This window comes from Banduia mediterranea, from assembly GCF_031846245.1.
Taxonomy (GTDB): domain Bacteria; phylum Pseudomonadota; class Gammaproteobacteria; order Nevskiales; family Nevskiaceae; genus Banduia; species Banduia mediterranea.
The window spans coordinates 1-15,074 of the sequence record NZ_JAVRIC010000001.1 but is presented as its reverse complement, the minus strand read 5'-3'; the positions used below and the strand labels follow the sequence as shown (position 1 = coordinate 15,074).

General features: G+C 64.1%; 14 protein-coding genes. 7 read left to right on the top strand and 7 right to left on the bottom strand.

Annotated elements, in window-relative coordinates:
* Nucleotides 1–2: 2 nt before the first annotated feature.
* The 4 genes from RM530_RS00070 to RM530_RS00055 all read right to left on the bottom strand — a co-directional run bounded on the left by RM530_RS00070 (nucleotide 3) and on the right by RM530_RS00055 (nucleotide 4,086).
* Nucleotides 3–1,397 carry a GldG family protein gene (locus RM530_RS00070; RefSeq protein WP_311363159.1) on the bottom strand — a complete coding sequence of 465 codons (1,395 nt, stop codon included), beginning with the start codon at nucleotides 1,395–1,397 and terminating at the stop codon, nucleotides 3–5.
* 10 nt (nucleotides 1,398–1,407) lie between these two features.
* Nucleotides 1,408–2,151 carry an ABC transporter permease gene (locus RM530_RS00065; protein ID WP_311363158.1) on the bottom strand — a complete coding sequence of 248 codons (744 nt, stop codon included), beginning with the start codon at nucleotides 2,149–2,151 and terminating at the stop codon, nucleotides 1,408–1,410.
* Nucleotide 2,152: 1 nt separating this feature from the next.
* Nucleotides 2,153–3,094 (bottom strand): ABC transporter ATP-binding protein, encoded by a 942-nt coding sequence (locus tag RM530_RS00060; RefSeq protein WP_311363157.1) that lies wholly within the window; start codon nucleotides 3,092–3,094, stop codon nucleotides 2,153–2,155.
* 80 nt (nucleotides 3,095–3,174) lie between these two features.
* Entirely contained in the window at nucleotides 3,175–4,086 is a 912-nt protein-coding gene (locus RM530_RS00055; protein ID WP_311363156.1) for a lysophospholipid acyltransferase family protein, read from the bottom strand.
* Between the two features lie 735 nt (nucleotides 4,087–4,821).
* Between RM530_RS00055 and dtd the strand changes: the two genes are divergently transcribed.
* Nucleotides 4,822–5,262 carry a D-aminoacyl-tRNA deacylase gene (gene dtd / locus RM530_RS00050; protein ID WP_311363155.1) on the top strand — a complete coding sequence of 147 codons (441 nt, stop codon included), beginning with the start codon at nucleotides 4,822–4,824 and terminating at the stop codon, nucleotides 5,260–5,262.
* 6 nt (nucleotides 5,263–5,268) lie between these two features.
* Here the strand turns inward: dtd and purT are convergent, their stop codons facing one another.
* Nucleotides 5,269–6,456 carry a formate-dependent phosphoribosylglycinamide formyltransferase gene (purT, locus tag RM530_RS00045; RefSeq protein WP_311363154.1) on the bottom strand — a complete coding sequence of 396 codons (1,188 nt, stop codon included), beginning with the start codon at nucleotides 6,454–6,456 and terminating at the stop codon, nucleotides 5,269–5,271.
* Between the two features lie 71 nt (nucleotides 6,457–6,527).
* On the opposite strand from purT, the gene pyk reads away from it, so the two are divergent.
* From pyk to ppk1, 3 genes are all read left to right on the top strand, one after another.
* A complete protein-coding gene (gene pyk / locus RM530_RS00040) occupies nucleotides 6,528–7,988 on the top strand; it encodes a pyruvate kinase (RefSeq protein ID WP_311363153.1) in 1,461 nt (486 codons plus the stop codon).
* A gap of 96 nt (nucleotides 7,989–8,084) precedes the next feature.
* Entirely contained in the window at nucleotides 8,085–8,855 is a 771-nt protein-coding gene (locus RM530_RS00035; RefSeq protein ID WP_311363152.1) for a glycerophosphodiester phosphodiesterase, read from the top strand.
* An 87-nt stretch (nucleotides 8,856–8,942) separates the two neighbouring features.
* Entirely contained in the window at nucleotides 8,943–11,054 is a 2,112-nt protein-coding gene (gene ppk1 / locus RM530_RS00030; RefSeq protein ID WP_311363151.1) for a polyphosphate kinase 1, read from the top strand.
* A 48-nt stretch (nucleotides 11,055–11,102) separates the two neighbouring features.
* On the opposite strand, the gene ppx is transcribed toward ppk1, so the two are convergent.
* Entirely contained in the window at nucleotides 11,103–12,620 is a 1,518-nt protein-coding gene (ppx, locus tag RM530_RS00025) for an exopolyphosphatase (RefSeq protein ID WP_311363150.1), read from the bottom strand.
* Nucleotides 12,620–13,027, bottom strand: coding sequence for an MAPEG family protein (locus RM530_RS00020; protein ID WP_311363149.1), 408 nt, complete (start codon nucleotides 13,025–13,027; stop codon nucleotides 12,620–12,622). The genes ppx and RM530_RS00020 overlap by 1 nt, the downstream gene beginning before the upstream one ends.
* Nucleotides 13,028–13,258: 231 nt before the next feature.
* On the opposite strand from RM530_RS00020, the gene RM530_RS00015 reads away from it, so the two are divergent.
* The 3 genes from RM530_RS00015 (at nucleotide 13,259) to RM530_RS00005 (ending at nucleotide 14,939) form a co-directional block, all read left to right on the top strand.
* On the top strand, nucleotides 13,259–13,594 hold the full coding sequence (locus RM530_RS00015; RefSeq protein ID WP_311363148.1) for a c-type cytochrome: 336 nt from the start codon (nucleotides 13,259–13,261) through the stop codon (nucleotides 13,592–13,594).
* 11 nt (nucleotides 13,595–13,605) lie between these two features.
* Nucleotides 13,606–13,959, top strand: coding sequence for a c-type cytochrome (locus RM530_RS00010; RefSeq protein WP_311363147.1), 354 nt, complete (start codon nucleotides 13,606–13,608; stop codon nucleotides 13,957–13,959).
* Between the two features lie 335 nt (nucleotides 13,960–14,294).
* Complete coding sequence (locus RM530_RS00005) at nucleotides 14,295–14,939, top strand: outer membrane protein (RefSeq protein WP_311363146.1); 645 nt, start codon at nucleotides 14,295–14,297, stop codon at nucleotides 14,937–14,939.
* Nucleotides 14,940–15,074 lie beyond the last annotated feature (135 nt).

Sequence of the window (15,074 nt, the reverse complement as noted above, 5' to 3'; positions counted from 1 at the left end):
CCTCAGCGACGGCGGCGCACGGCCCAGCGGATCACGCCGAACACGATCAGCGCCAGCGGCAGCACGATCACGAAGCCCAGAATCAACAGGTAGAGCAACCAGTTGGGCAGGTACAGCGAACTGTCCGGCACCTTGGGTACATTGATGTCGAGTTGCTTGTCCCGCGCGGCCGCCCATTGCACCAGGTTGATCGAGAGTTCGCTGTTGCCGACCTGCTCGTAATAGACGTTGGAGGCGAAATCCGCGTCGCCGACCAGGATCACTCGCTGTTGACGGGCTTTCGCTGTTTCGGACTCGTCGCCGTCGCCGTCGCCGTCGTCGGCCTTGGGCGGTTCGACATTGCGTGTCAGCGACATCGCCACATTGAGCGGGCCACCGACATCGCCGGATTGGGGATCGAAGTCCACGGCCTGCGACAAATCACCCGATTCCAGCCAGGCAACCGGCCCGGTCTGCACGATCGGCAAGGCCGTCCAGCCCGAATCCGGCTTGGCCTCCAGGCTGTGCACGTACGGAAACATGGAGATGTAGGCGAGCTGCCGCGTGATCGGGTGTGGCGGGTACTGGTTGGCCAGCAGCACCGCCGGATCGCCCGAGGTGTACTGGAAATCGGGGAACACGGCGATGCCGCTGAGCCAGTTCACACCCAATGTTTCAGCCAGACCCGGAATCGGCGCGCTGTCGGGATCGGACAGCCAGATCAGATTGCCGCCACCGTCCACATACTGCCGGATCAGCTCGACCTCGCCCGGCAGCAGTGCGCGTTGCGGGCTGGCGATGACCAGCACGGACGTGTTGTCCGGTATCGTCGGCGTCGCCGCCAGGTTCAGGCCGCGCGCCTTGAGTCCCTTGCTCTTGAGCGTCTCGGCGAAGCGACCGAAGGCGCCCGGTTCCTGTCCGTCGATGGCCCGCTCGCCATGACCCTCGAGGAACACGATCCATTGCTCGCTCGATGCCGAGAGTCGCTGCAGCGCGGCGCTGACCACCGGTTCGGTGAGCTCGCGCAGGGTTTCGGTGCGGCCCTGATAGCTGGCCACCACTTCGCCGGCCATGGTGATGCCAGCCTCCTGCGTCTGCTGCGGATTGCGGCTGGGATCGACGTAATCGATGCGGATGTTGTCCTTGAGACGCTGGTAGCGGCGCAGGTCCAATTCGATCAGGCGCTGCTGCTCGCCATCCGGGTAGACGTAGGCGGTGAAGACGATCTCGTCGGGCATCGCGTCCAGCAGTCGCTCGCTGGCCTCGGTCAAGGAATTGCGGTTACCGGCCGTCCAGTCGAAGTCGGTCTGGTAGCGCACGCTCAGCCAGCCCAGGGCGAGGATGATCGCCGGCACCAGCAGGATCGTCAGCAGGTGTTGCGAGAGATGTGGCTTCTTGTGTTGTGGATTCTTGTTCATGGACAGGTCCTCAGTTGCGTTCCATGTCCAGGCGCTGCACCGAGCCCCACAGGAACAGGACGCAGAACAGCAGGTAGTAGGTCACATCCGAGGTGTTGAACACACCGCGCCGCAGGTTTTCGTAGTGCGACAGCAGCGAGATCTGCTTGAACACCTCGGCGTAGGCCCCTTCCTGATACGCCATGACATTGACCAGCCACACCAGCAGCAACAGACCGAAACCACCGATCGCGGCGATCGTCGGTTCCTTGGTCAGGGTGGACACGAACAGACCGGCCGCACCGAAGGCCATCAACATCAGCAACAGGCCGAACAGGCCGGCGGCGATGCGTCCCAGGTCCAGGTCGGTGCTGAACATCAGCGACAGCGGCATCAGGGCCACCAGCAGCAGCATCACCAGCATGAAGCCGAACAGGCCCATGAATTTGCCGAGCACGATCTGGCTCAGCGACACCGGCGCCGAGAACAGCAGGGTGATCGAACCGGATTTTCGCTCCTCGGAAAACGCGCGCATCGTCATCAGCGGCATCACCAGCAGATACAGCACCGTCATGAAGCCGAAGATGTTGGCGCCCACGTAGTCGGAGACACCGAGAAAATCATTGAGCGCTGTCGGGTTGGCGCTGATCTGGTACAGCGTCACCGCGAACACATAGCCGGCGATGATCTGCAGTACCGCGAGTACCGCCCAAGCCAGCGGCGAGACGAAGATGCGACGGAATTCGGCGCTGGCGATCGTCAGTGTGTTGCCCATGTCAAGCCGCCTCCGCGAGCACGTCGCCCGATGTCTTTTCGATGAAGATCTCTTCCAGGGTGCGTACCTCGGGCCGCAGTTCGATCAGGCCCCAGTCGCTTTTGGCGGCTTCGGCCACGATGGCCTCGCGTGGATCGGCTTCGCGCGCGCAGCGCAGTCTGAAATGCTGCTCGCCGAGCGCTTCCACACCGATGATTTCAGGCAGGGCCGACAATGCTGCGAGATCCGGTGGGCGCCGCAGGCCGAGCACAATGGAGCCGAAGCTCTCGCGCTGGATGACGTCCATGGCTTCGGCGAAGACGATCCGGCCCTTGTCGATGATCGCCACGCGCGAACACACCGCCTGGATTTCCGGAAGGATGTGACTGGACAGGATCACCGAATGCTCGCGTCCCAGCTCCTTGATCAGCGCGCGGATTTCCTGGATCTGGATTGGATCGAGACCCACGGTCGGCTCGTCCAGCACGATCACCGGCGGACGGTGAATGATCGCCTGTGCCAGACCGACGCGCTGCTGATATCCCTTGGACAGATTGGCGATGTTGCGCTTGGCCATGTGGCTCAGGCCGCAAGCCTGCTTGGCGCGTGTCACCGCGGCCACACGTTCGGCCCGACTGATGCCATGCAGGCCGGCACAGTAGCCGAGATACTCGTCCACATTGAATTCGGGATACAGCGGCGGTTGTTCCGGCAAATAGCCCAGAGAGCGTTTCGCGGCTTCCGGCTTGACCTGCATCGATTGCCCGTTGATCAGGACCTCGCCCTGACTGGGTGACAGGCAGCCGCAGAGCATCTTCATGGTTGTGGACTTGCCGGCCCCGTTGGGGCCCAGCAGACCCAGAATCTCGCCCTTGCGCAGCGTCAGGTTGACATCGGAAACCGCCAGTGTCGGGCCGTATCGGCGCGACAAATGGCGGGCCTCGATGAGGATTTCACCGTCCATTGTTTGCGTCCTTGTAGTGTGCTGGATGCGGATTCGGACCCGGATCTTCGTTCCGGGTTCCGTCTTGTTTGCAAAAAGGCTTACTCGGCATCGGTGATTCCGGGGAGCGTCCGCAGGCCTTCAGCCCTATAGAAGTCCGGCTGGCCCGGCGGACGTCGTCGGTAGCGCTTGTAACTCCACCAGTATTGCTGGGGCAGGTGCCGCAGGCATTGTTCCACGCCGTGGTTCATCGCGGTGACGCCCTGGGTCTTGTCGGCCACGCCGTCAGGCGCCGGCATCACGTGCAGACGAAAGCCGCGGCCGAACGCAAGGCGTTCCGCATAGCAGAACCATACCGGGGCGCCGGTGCGTGCGGCGAGCTTGCTGACCAGTTCCGTGGTGTGCGCCTGGATGCCGAACAGCGGGGCGAACACGCCGGAGCCGGCCGGTGGATCGTGGTCCGGCAGCACGCCGATCATCTCGCCCTGGCGCAGGGCTTCGAGCAAGGCTTTGACGCCGCTGCCGATCGTCGGTACGAGCCGCGCACCGAGCCGTTGGCGGCCTTCGAGGATCAGCTGATCGAACACCCCTTTCTGCGGCTTGTACAGTGAGGTGATCTGCCCCTGCGCCGCGCAGAACATGCCCGCCAGTTCCCAGGAGCCCAGGTGCGGACACAGCACGATGGTGCCGCCGTCGGCGCAGGCGCCGCGCAATGCCGCCTCGGCGGCGGGATCCTTGAGCCAGGCGCGCAGTCTGCCTTGCGGGCCGAACCAGATCGCGGGGGCCTCCAGTACCGCCATCGCCATGTGCCCCAGGCTTTCACGTGCGATCCGTCGCCGCTGCGCGTCATCGAGTTCCGGCAGGCAAAGCCTCAAATGGCGCAGGGTGATGGCACGCGGCTTGTTGGGAATCCACCACAGCACCCGTCCGACCAGCCAGCCGCAGGCATGCAGCAGCGGCAACGGCAGATAGCCGCTCAGCATCAACAGCCAACGCGCCAGACGCAGTTTCATGGGTGCAGGATTGTAGAGGCAGCGGCCGCCTAACGGCCATGCCGCAAGCGGCACCCCACAGAATGAATCTGCTGCGGCATGGCCGTTGCCCTCACCCAGCGCTCGCATTCGCGCGGGTCGGTCGGCATCACGCGGCGCGTGATTCAGGTTAACGGCTGTTCTTCGCGCCTTTGCCTCTTTGCGCGAACCCCGCGCCTGTCGGCCGGTAGGGGGGGCAAAGCTCAGCGTGCCCACGCGGTGGCCTGTAGCTCATTTCCGGTATCGTCGAAGAGAGCATCCGGGCACGAAAAAACCGGCCATCGAATTCCCTGTCGATGGCCGGTTCGTTTTCAAGCTGTCCTGCGAATCCTGTCCGCATCCTGCGGTTGTCGCCTGAACCTCCGTGTGCTCCTTGTCCTTGGCGACTGGCGGCTATTGTGCTCGCGCCATCGCGGCAACACAGTCGGACAGCGCCGATGTTTGTTGTAGGACTTTTCGCGCAAAATCCGAACACCGGCGCCGACACCACGAAAAAAACCGACCGTTGGGCCTCTTGCCTGACGGTCGGTCGGTATTAGCGCGCTTCCTGCGCTGTTCCAATCCTTGGAGAAGTCACCGGACCCATCCCTGCGTCCTGATCCTTGGTGACTCTGATGTCAGTATGGGCGCGGGCCCGTGCAAGTACAGTCGGATGGTGACGACACGGTCTGTAGGGAATTCCCTACGCAGACCCGACCAACAGGGACGAATTCAGAAATGATCGGATTGCTACAACGAGTGCGCTCCGCAGCGGTGGACGTCGACGGCGAACGTATCGCCGCTATCGGTCCCGGTCTGCTGGTACTCGTGGGTGTGCGTCCCGACGATGCTGAGACCGATGTACGCCGTCTGGTTGAACGACTGCTGGGCTATCGCGTCTTCACCGATGCGGACGGACGCATGAACCGCAGCCTGCGTGAACATGGTGGCGGATTGTTGCTGGTGCCGCAGTTCACGCTGGCGGCCGATACGCGCCGGGGCATGCGCGCCAGTTTCACGACGGCCGCGCCGCCGGACGCGGCGCGGCGCTTGTTCGCCGACGTCGTCAATCGCGCGCGCGACGAGCATCGTGATGTGGCCTGCGGTCGTTTCGGCGCGGATATGCAGGTGTCTCTGATCAATGACGGCCCGGTTACGTTCTGGTTGGAGACGCGCTGACAGGTTCTAGCCGACCTGTATCGCCGCCGCCGCCCGCCGCGCCTTCGCGCGCGCATCGTCAATGGAATTGCCGAGCGCCAGCGCCACGCCCATGCGCCGGCGGCCGACGACCTCCGGTTTGCCGAACAGCCGCAGCTGGGTGTCGGGTTCGGCCAGCGCCGCTTCGAGACCGGAATAATGCGGTGCCTTGCGGTCGCCCTCCATCAGAACCGCGCAGGAGGCCGACGGCCCGAACTGGCGCAGCGAGGGAATCGGCAGACCCAGGATGGCACGCAGGTGCAGCGCGAACTCGGACAGGTCCTGCGAAATCAACGTGACCAGGCCGGTATCGTGCGGGCGCGGCGAGACCTCGCTGAACAGCACCTCCTCGCCCTTGACGAACAGCTCCACGCCGAACAGGCCGCGCCCGCCGAGCGCGCCGGTGATCTGCTCGGCGACGGCGCGGGCGCGCTGCATCGCCAGCGCGGACATCGGATGCGGTTGCCAGGATTCGCGATAGTCGCCGTCCACCTGCAAGTGGCCAATGGGATCGCAGTGACGCGTGCCCGAAACGCTGCGCACCGTCAGCAGGGTGATCTCGTAGTCGAACGGCACAAAGCCTTCCACGATCACGCGCCCGGTGCCGGCACGGCCGCCGGCCTGCGCATAGTTCCAGGCGCTGTCGATATCGGCCGGTTCGCGCAGCAGGGACTGGCCCTTGCCGGAACTCGACATCACCGGCTTGACCACGCAGGGCAGGCCCAGCGCTTCCACAGCCGCGTGATACCCGGCTTTGTCGCTGGCGAATCGGTAAGGCGAGGTGGGCAACCCCAGTTCCTCGGCGGCGAGTCGGCGTATGCCCTCGCGGTCCATTGTCAGCCGCGCTGCGCGCGCCGTGGGGATCACGTGATAGCCCTCGGCTTCCAGTTCCAGCAGCGTTGGGGTGTGGATCGCCTCGATCTCGGGCACCAGGTAGTCGGGCTTCTCGGATTCGATGACGCGGCGCAGCTCGGCGCCGTCGAGCATCGGAATCACGTGGCTGCGATGCGCCACCTGCATCGCCGGCGCGTTGGCGTAGCGGTCCACCGCGATGGTCTCCACGCCGAGCCGCTGCGCCTCGATCAGCACCTCCTTGCCGAGTTCGCCGCCGCCGAGCAGCATCAGACGGGTCGCGTCGCGGGACAGCGGCGTGCCGAGTCGCAGACTTGAAGTCATGATGAAGTGCTCGTGGGCTTGGTCGGACGCCGATTATCGCGACCTGAACCGCCGGGTTCTATACATCATCAATGATCGGCCTAGAATGCGGTGGCATGCAGACACCGCCGCCACGCAGCACCAAGATTCTCGCGACCCTCGGTCCGGCCACCGATGATCCGGCCGTCCTGCACCGTCTGATCGCCGCCGGCGTGGACGTGGTGCGACTCAACTATTCGCACGGCAAGCCCGAGGATCAGGCCGTTCGGGTCGCGGCAGTACGCCGTGTCGGCGAGTCCTTGCAGCGGCAAGTCGGCATCCTCGCCGATCTGCAGGGCCCCAAGATTCGCGTCGAGCGTTTCGTCGGCGGCCATGTCGAACTCGAGGAAGGCGCGCCGTTCGCGCTCGACACGCACTGGCCGAAAACCGCGGGCACCGCCGAGGTGGTCGGCTGCGCCTACGAGGACCTGCCACGCGATGTGAACGCCGGTGACACGCTGTTGCTGAATGACGGTGCGATCACGCTCAAGGTCGATTCGGTGCGCGGCTCGCGTGTGCAGTGCACCGTGGTGCTCGGCGGCAGGCTGTCGGACCGCAAGGGCATCAACAAGCTCGGCGGCGGTCTGTCCGCGGCCGCCCTGACCGACGCCGACCGCGAACATCTCAAGCACGCCGTCGAACTGGATGTGGACTTCATCGCGATCTCTTTCCCACGCAGCGCGCAGGACATGATCGACGCGCGCGAACTGATCACCGCGGCCGGCGGACGCCAGGCTCTGGTGGCCAAGATCGAACGCGCCGAAGCGCTGAGCGAACTGTCCGCGATCGTCGCGGCCTCGGACGCGGTGATGGTGGCGCGCGGCGATCTGGGCGTGGAGATCGGGGATGCCGAATTGCCGGGCTGGCAGAAGAAGATCATCCGTGAGTCGCGTGAGCAGAACCGCATGGTCATCACCGCCACGCAGATGATGGAAACCATGATCAACAATCCCATCCCCACGCGTGCCGAGGTACTGGACGTGGCCAATGCCGTCATGGACGGCACCGACGCGGTGATGCTCTCGGCCGAAACCGCCACCGGCAGGTATCCGGTGAAGACGGTCGAGGCGATGGTCCGGGTCTGCCAGGGCGCCGAGGCCGCCGAGCTGGTCACGGAGCGCCATGTGATCAATCTGGATTCGCATTTCCGCGAGACCGACGAGGCGATCGCGATGGCAACCAGCTGGACCGCACGCCACATGCGCGCCCAGGCGATCGTCGCGCTGACCGAATCCGGTGCCACGGCCTTGATGATGTCGCGCACGGATACGCGCATACCGATTTATGCGCTGACCCAGCACGTCGCCACTTTGCGCCGCATGGCCTTGTGCCGCGGCGTGCACCCGGTGCCGTTCGTCCCGACTGCGCTGGAGACGCTCAAGCCGACCACCGAGGCGATGGAAATGCTCGCTGCGCGCGGCGTGTTGTCCAGTGGCGACCGGGTTCTGCTGACCAAGGGCGATTTTACCGGACCCGGTGGTACCAACGCGATGAAGATTCTCACGGCGCCCTGAGTTTTCCGGGACAGAATCGCCACAAAGGCGCTTGCTGAAGGCGGCCACGGTCACGAAACTGCATTATTTCCCACTCAGTATGGGGCGGTGACGCAAATGGATGACTTGTTGAAAATGCCGATTCCGTTCAAGACCCGCCAGGAGCTTGCCGCTGGCGCGCCCAGCGGATTTCTGTCCATCGGACACCGCGGCGCTTCGGGCCACGCTCCGGAAAACACCCGCCTCGCCATGGACACCGCCGTACGTCTTGGCGCGCAGTGGGTCGAATTCGACGTACAACGCCACGGCGATACGCTGCTGGTGTTTCATGACGACCGGCTCGATCGCACCACCGATGGCCAGGGCCGCCTGCTCGAACAGTCGCTGGAAACGATCCGTCAGCTCGATGCCGGTCGTGGTGAAACGATCCCGACGCTGCAGGAAATGCTCGATCACATCGACCGTCGGGTCGGGGTCAATATCGAGCTCAAGTCCTTCGGCGGCACTGCCGCCGCTGTGGCATCGGTGTTGCGCGAGTACGTCGACCAGCGCGGCTGGGTGCCGGATCAGTTCCTGGTGTCCTCGTTTCACCTGCGCGAACTGCGCGAATTCCGCCGCCTGGCGCCGATGATTCCGACGGCCGTGCTGTTGTGTGGCGTGCCCTTGGATCTGGCGGCCTGCGCCGCCGAAATCGGCGCGGTGGCGATCAATCTCGCCTCCGATTTCGTTGACGCGGAACTGGTGGCCGATGCGCGATCGCGCGGACTCAAGGTCTATGTCTACACCGTCAACGATCAGGACGACATCGAACAGCTGCGCGCTTGCGGTATCGATGGTGTGTTCACCGACTACCCGGAGCGCGCGGTATTCGTCGACCGCGCCGCCTGAGCCGGTCCCGGGCAAGGCGTAGACTGATTGCCGGATTCACCGCCGAATGGCCCGGCTTCCGATCCAGCCGTGCCCCACCCTGACCGCATGAGCAACATGGACGCCCCGAGCATCGCCGCCCGTCAAGCCGAACCCGTTTCCGACAGCGCCGAGCCGCTGAATCCGGAGCTGTTCATCAATCGCGAGCTGTCGTTGCTGGAGTTCAACCAGCGCGTGCTGGAGCAGGCCAAGGACGAGCGGCTGCCCTTGCTGGAACGGCTCAAGTTCCTGTGCATTTCCAGTTCCAACCTCGACGAGTTCTTCGAGATTCGCGTGGCCGGACTGCAGAAAGTCGTGGAACTGGGGCAGAACCAGCGTGGCGCCGATGGGCTCTCGTCGATCGACCTGCTGCGCGACATCAGCCAGCGCGCGCATGCCCTGGTCGACGAGCAGTACCGCGTGTTCAACGAGGTTCTGGTTCCGGCGCTGGATGAAGAACACATTCGCTTTCTGCGCCGTTCCTCATGGACCCCGCAGCAGGATGCCTGGCTACGGCAGTTCTTTCATGACGAGCTGCTGCCGGTGCTGTCGCCCCTGGGGTTGGACCCGGCGCACCCGTTCCCGCGGATTCTCAACAAGTCGCTGAACTTCATCGTTTCCCTGCACGGCAAGGACGCGTTCGGCCGCAACAGCGGCTTCGCGATCGTGCAGGCACCGCGCGCGCTGCCGCGCATCATCCAGGTTCCGAACGAGATCAAGGGCACCGGGCCGCACGACTTCGTGTTCCTGTCCTCGGTCATCCACGCCTATGTCGATGACCTGTTCCCGGGCATGGAAGCCACCGGCTGTTACCAGTTCCGCATCACCCGCAACAGCGATCTGCTGGTGGATGTCGAGGAGGCCGAGGATCTGCTGGAAGTGCTCGAAGGCGAGTTGTCGCAGCGCCAGTGGGGCGATTCGGTACGACTGGAGGTGGCCCACAACTGTCCGGATCATCTCTGGCAGTATCTGATGCAGACCGTGCAGCTCGACCCGGCGGATGTGTATCAGGTCAACGGTCCGGTCAATCTCAATCGCCTGATGGCGCTGCCCGATCTGGTCGACCGGCCCGATCTGAAGTTCCAGCCGTTCGTGCCGCGCGTACCGCGCCAGTTGCAGCGTGAAGACATCTTCTCCGCGGTGCGCGACGCCGACGTGCTGCTGCATCACCCCTTCGATTCGTTCGTCCCGGTCGTCGAATTCCTGCGCCAGGCCGCACGCGATCCGAACGTACTGGCGATCAAGCAGACCCTGTACCGCACCGGCACCAAGAGCCCGATCGTCGATGCCTTGATGGAGGCCGCCAAGGCCGGCAAGGAAGTCACGGTGGTGGTCGAACTGCGCGCGCGTTTCGATGAGGCCGACAACATCGACCTTGCCGAAAAGCTCCAGGACGTCGGCGCACATGTCGTCTACGGCATCGTCGGCTACAAGACCCACGCCAAGATGATACTGGTGGTGCGGCGGGAAGAAGAAGGTCTGCGCCACTACGCGCATCTGGGCACCGGCAACTACCACCCGCGCACGGCGCGGCTGTACACCGATTACGGCCTGTTCACCTACAACCAGAAGATCTGCAAGGACGTGCACAACGTCTTTCTGCAGCTCACCTCGCTGGGCAAGGTCAACAAGATGGAACGGCTGCTGCAGTCGCCGTTCACCCTGTTCAAGGGCATGGTCGAACGCATCGACCGCGAGATCGAGCACGTCGCCGCCGGCCACCCGGGAAGAATCATCGCCAAGATGAATTCGCTGGTGGAACCGGAATTGATCCGCAAGCTGTATCGCGCCTCACAGGCCGGTGTGGAGATCGATCTGATCGTGCGCGGCATGTGTTCGCTGCGACCCGGCATTGCCGGCGTATCGGATCGCATTCGTGTGCGTTCCGTGGTCGGCCGCTTCCTGGAACACCATCGCGTGTTCCATTTCGAGAACGCCGGTAAACCCGAGGTCTGGATCTCCAGTGCCGACTGGATGGAACGCAATCTCTATCGCCGCGTCGAGATCGCCACGCCGATACTCGACGACAAGCTGCGCCAGCGCCTGATCACGCACTTGCAGGCCTATCTGGCCGACACCGCGCAAAGCTGGCATCTGCAGCCCGACGGCGGCTACCACCGTGCCGACCATGTGCAGGACGTCGCGGTTCAACAGCGATTGCTGGACGGCGATCTGGTCTGAATCGCGAAGAGCGTCCCAGCTCCTCGGATCGAAGTCGCCTCGGGCCGTTCAATCCACCGAAAGTTTGAAGTCGATAACCTTGAGCAGTTCCTGCTCGCGCTCGATATCGGCGCGCGTCAGCGGGTGTTGTTCCAGCCAGCCGCGCGGGCAGCGCAATTCCAGGCTGCGACGGCCTGCGGTCAACACGAAACGTGGCCGCTGGTCGAGCATGCGCGAGCGGTTCAGCAGATAGGCCAGCCTCAGGATCACCGTGAGGCGGCGCAAGGGTTCGCGCCACTGGGTCGGCAGTTCGTCGAACAGCGCGACGGCGATCTTGCCGCGATGCAGGCGTACCAGCACCGCCAGCAAACGCTGATCGGTCTGCGAAAAGCCATGCAGATCGGCGTGCCGCAGCATGTATTCGCCGTGTTTATGGTACGAGGAATGCGCGATCGACAGGCCGATCTCGTGCAGGCCGGCGGCCCAGCCCAGCAGGCTGCGGCACTCCTTGGTGTCCAGCTTCCAGCTGGCGGCCACCTGCGACAGCGCCTCGCCCGCGGTCTCGGCGACCGCCTGGGCATGCCGCGCATCAATACCGAAGCGCCGCCCCACTGCGGCCACACTGTCCGCGCGCACATCCTGATCGGACAGCCGTCCCAGCAGGTCGTACACCAGACCTTCGCGCAGGGCGCGATCGGAGGTCCGCATGCGTTCGATGCCCAGCGAATCGAAAACGCCCGCAAGCACCGCGAGACCGCCGGCAAACACCGGGCGGCGGTCTTCGCGCAGGCCGTCGAAATCGATCTTGCTGATCTTGCCGGTTTTCAGCAGCAGCTCGACCGTTTTCTCCAGGCCCTCGCGGGTGATTTCATCCTCGGCCCACTTCTGCGCGCACATGACCCGCCATATGCCGCGGATGGTGCCGCTGGAACCCAGGGCGAGATCCCATCCGGCGTCGCGGTAGGTCTTTTCCAGAAACTCGAGTTCGACACGTGCGGCCAGCCTTGCGGCGTTGAAGTTGCGCTTGTTGATCGAGCCATCGGCGAAGAAGCGTTGCGTATGCACCACGCAACCCAGCGACACGCTTTCCATCAGTTTCGGATCGTTGTCGCGGCCGATGATCAGCTCCGTGCTGCCGCCGCCGATATCCACCACCAGACGCCGGCTCTGCGCGCCGTCCAGGCCGTGGGTCACGCCGCCGAAGACCAGCCGCGCTTCCTCCACGCCCGAGATGATTTCGATCTCGTGGCCCAGCGCCGCTTCGGCAGCGGACAGGAAAGCCTCGCCGCCTTGCATCTCACGCATGGTGTTGGTGCCGGCGGCGCGTACCTGTGAAGGCGGGATATGCCGCAGGCGCTGACCGAAGCGCTCCAGGCAGGCCAGCGCGCGTTCCTGTACCTGCGGCGACAGCTTGCGTTCCTCATCGAGGCCCGCGGCCAGGCGCGTGGAATCGCGCAGGCGATCGATGACCTGAATCTCATCGCCGCGCGCGCGCGCCACCAGCATGTGGAAACTGTTGGAACCGAGATCGACCGCTGCGACTTCCTGCGCGCGCGCCGCGGCCAGGCCCTCCCCGGAGCTGCTCATCAGGCCAGGCGCAATAACAGGGCGAGCGACATTCCCGCGATGATCAGATAGCTCAGCAGCGCGCCGATCTGTCGCTGGCGGGAGAAGCTGCGTCGCAGCAAGCCCCAGGCGTAGACGTAGCGACCGAGCACAAACAGCAGTGCGGCCCAAGCCAGCCAGGCGCCGCTGCCGGTCAGTTCCAGCAACAGGCAAAGCAGCAGGAACAGCGGCGCGTTTTCGACCGTGTTGCCATGCGCTCGAATGGCACGCGACAGTTCCGGGCGTTCCCCGTCGCCCAAGGAAATCTGCAGGCGCAAGCGCAGTCTGGACACGTTCAGAGCCAGCGCCACGATCAACAGGCCCAGCGCTGCGGCGGCAATGGCGGAGATCGGCAGGCTCATCACCAGGTTTTCCGGGAGTTCGGTCATGCCGTTGTCGGTCTGATGCTGGAAGGGGCTGCGTAAGGCCGGCTCGCGAACATCTGCCTGACCGGCAGGCGGCAGTGTGCGGATTGCGGGTCGGCACGTCCAGACTTGCCCGGCATGAAGGGCGCTCATGGTTCGCATGACATTGCCAATCCATTGACTCGGCAGCCGCTTTCCCAGACCATATGCGACCGAAAAGGCGCGTTCCGCGCATGTATCCAGGAGTCCTCCACGATGAAAGCCCTGCGATGGGCGACCTTCGCCGTCATCGCGCTTTGGTCTGCGCAAGGCGTAGCCGCCGGTGATAGCGAAGCCGGCCGCGACAAATCTGAAACCTGCTTCGGATGTCACGGCATCCCCGGCTACAACAATGTGTATCCGACCTACCGTGTACCCAAGCTCGGCGGCCAGAGTGCGGAGTACATCGTCACCGCGCTCAAGGCCTACCGCTCGGGCGAGCGTCAGCATCCGACCATGGGTGCGCAGGCGTCGAGCATGAGCGACGAAGACATTCAGGACATCGCGGCATTCCTGTCGACAGCGCCGGCTGACGGCGCTGTCGGCAAGTGAACGGGGGCCTTATGAAGAAGACCTTATTGATGCTGGTGCTGGGCCTGTCCGCGGGTTTTGCGCAGGCTGCCGAAGAACATCACGAGGACGCTGCGTCGCAAAGGAGTGTCGATGAACTGGTGACCGTCTGTGCCGCCTGTCATGGCGAGCACGGTGACAAGCCGATCGCACCAAACTATCCGATCCTGGCCGGCCAGTATGCGAACTATCTCGAGCACTCGATCAAGTCCTACCGCAACGGGCAGCGCAAGAACGCGGTGATGTCGGCGCAGGCCGCGAATCTGAGCGATGCCGATATTCAGGTGTTGTCGCGGTATTTCTCGCTGCAGCCCAGCCCGCTGCACACGCCGGCGACGCCGAAGTAAGGCAAGCGACCCAAGGCATGACAAGAGACCGCCCGTACTCACGGGCCGTTTTTTGTCGGGTGGTCGAATGGCGCGGGCGCAAAGCCGGGCCGCGCGTCATCGGCGCCACCATCGTTTCGGTTCAGGCCTGCGGTTTGTCCGGAACGCGGGGACAAGCGCCACAGCTCGAACAGCTTCGATGCGTGTCCGGCAAGCGCCTGCGTTCAGTCCGAATTCAGAGCGCGCTACGATAGTACGGGCGGCGGTTACAGGGAGGATCCGCACAACGCGGGCCACCACTGTTGCGGCGTCTCCATTCGCCCACCGCCGCTGTCCCCCCACCTCAAGGAGCTGTCATGACTCACGCCAGAACGTTCGCTGCCGGCCTGTTGCTGCTGTCGCCAGGCTTGGCCCTCGCGGTACCGATCAGCACGCATCTCGACGGATACTACGTCCCCTATTCGGACATCGACACCGAAGCCGGCGAGGTCGACGACGGAGACGGATACGGCATCAAAGGCGAGTTCCAGTTCATCGACCAAGCGTATTTCACAGCCGAGTACCAAGCCAACACCTATGACGACATCGCCAACGTTGACGGCGATGCTGTGGATCTGGACCTCGATTTCATCCGCGCCGGTGTCGGCTACGTGCCGTTCGAATGGCCGCTGTACGGTCGGGTCGAATACATCCACGTCGAAGGCGAGCTGAACGATCTGCCGGCGGACCTGACGGCGGACGATGTTGATGAGGACGGCTATGGCGTCCATATCGGCAGCAGCGGCTATCTGTTGCCGCAGTTGGCTGGCTATGTGGAAGTCGGCTATGTCGACATCGGTGATTTCGGCGACGGCCTGCAGGCGACAGGTGGCATTTCCTATGACTTCAGCCCGATGGTCGGCGTGTTCGTTGAGTATCGCTACATGGATCTGAGCGCGGACCAACTCGATCCGGAAATCGGCGAGGCGCGTGCCGGGGTACGCTTCAACTTCGGCGTCTGAACACGAAAGAACGTCGCTGCAGGCCGGAATGCAAATGGCCCCGTGAAAAACACGGGGTCTTTGTTTGGTGCGCCCGGCAGAGCGCACCTGCTTGGAGGTGGAAGTCCTCCACTCGCCCGGCAAGGGGAACGGTTA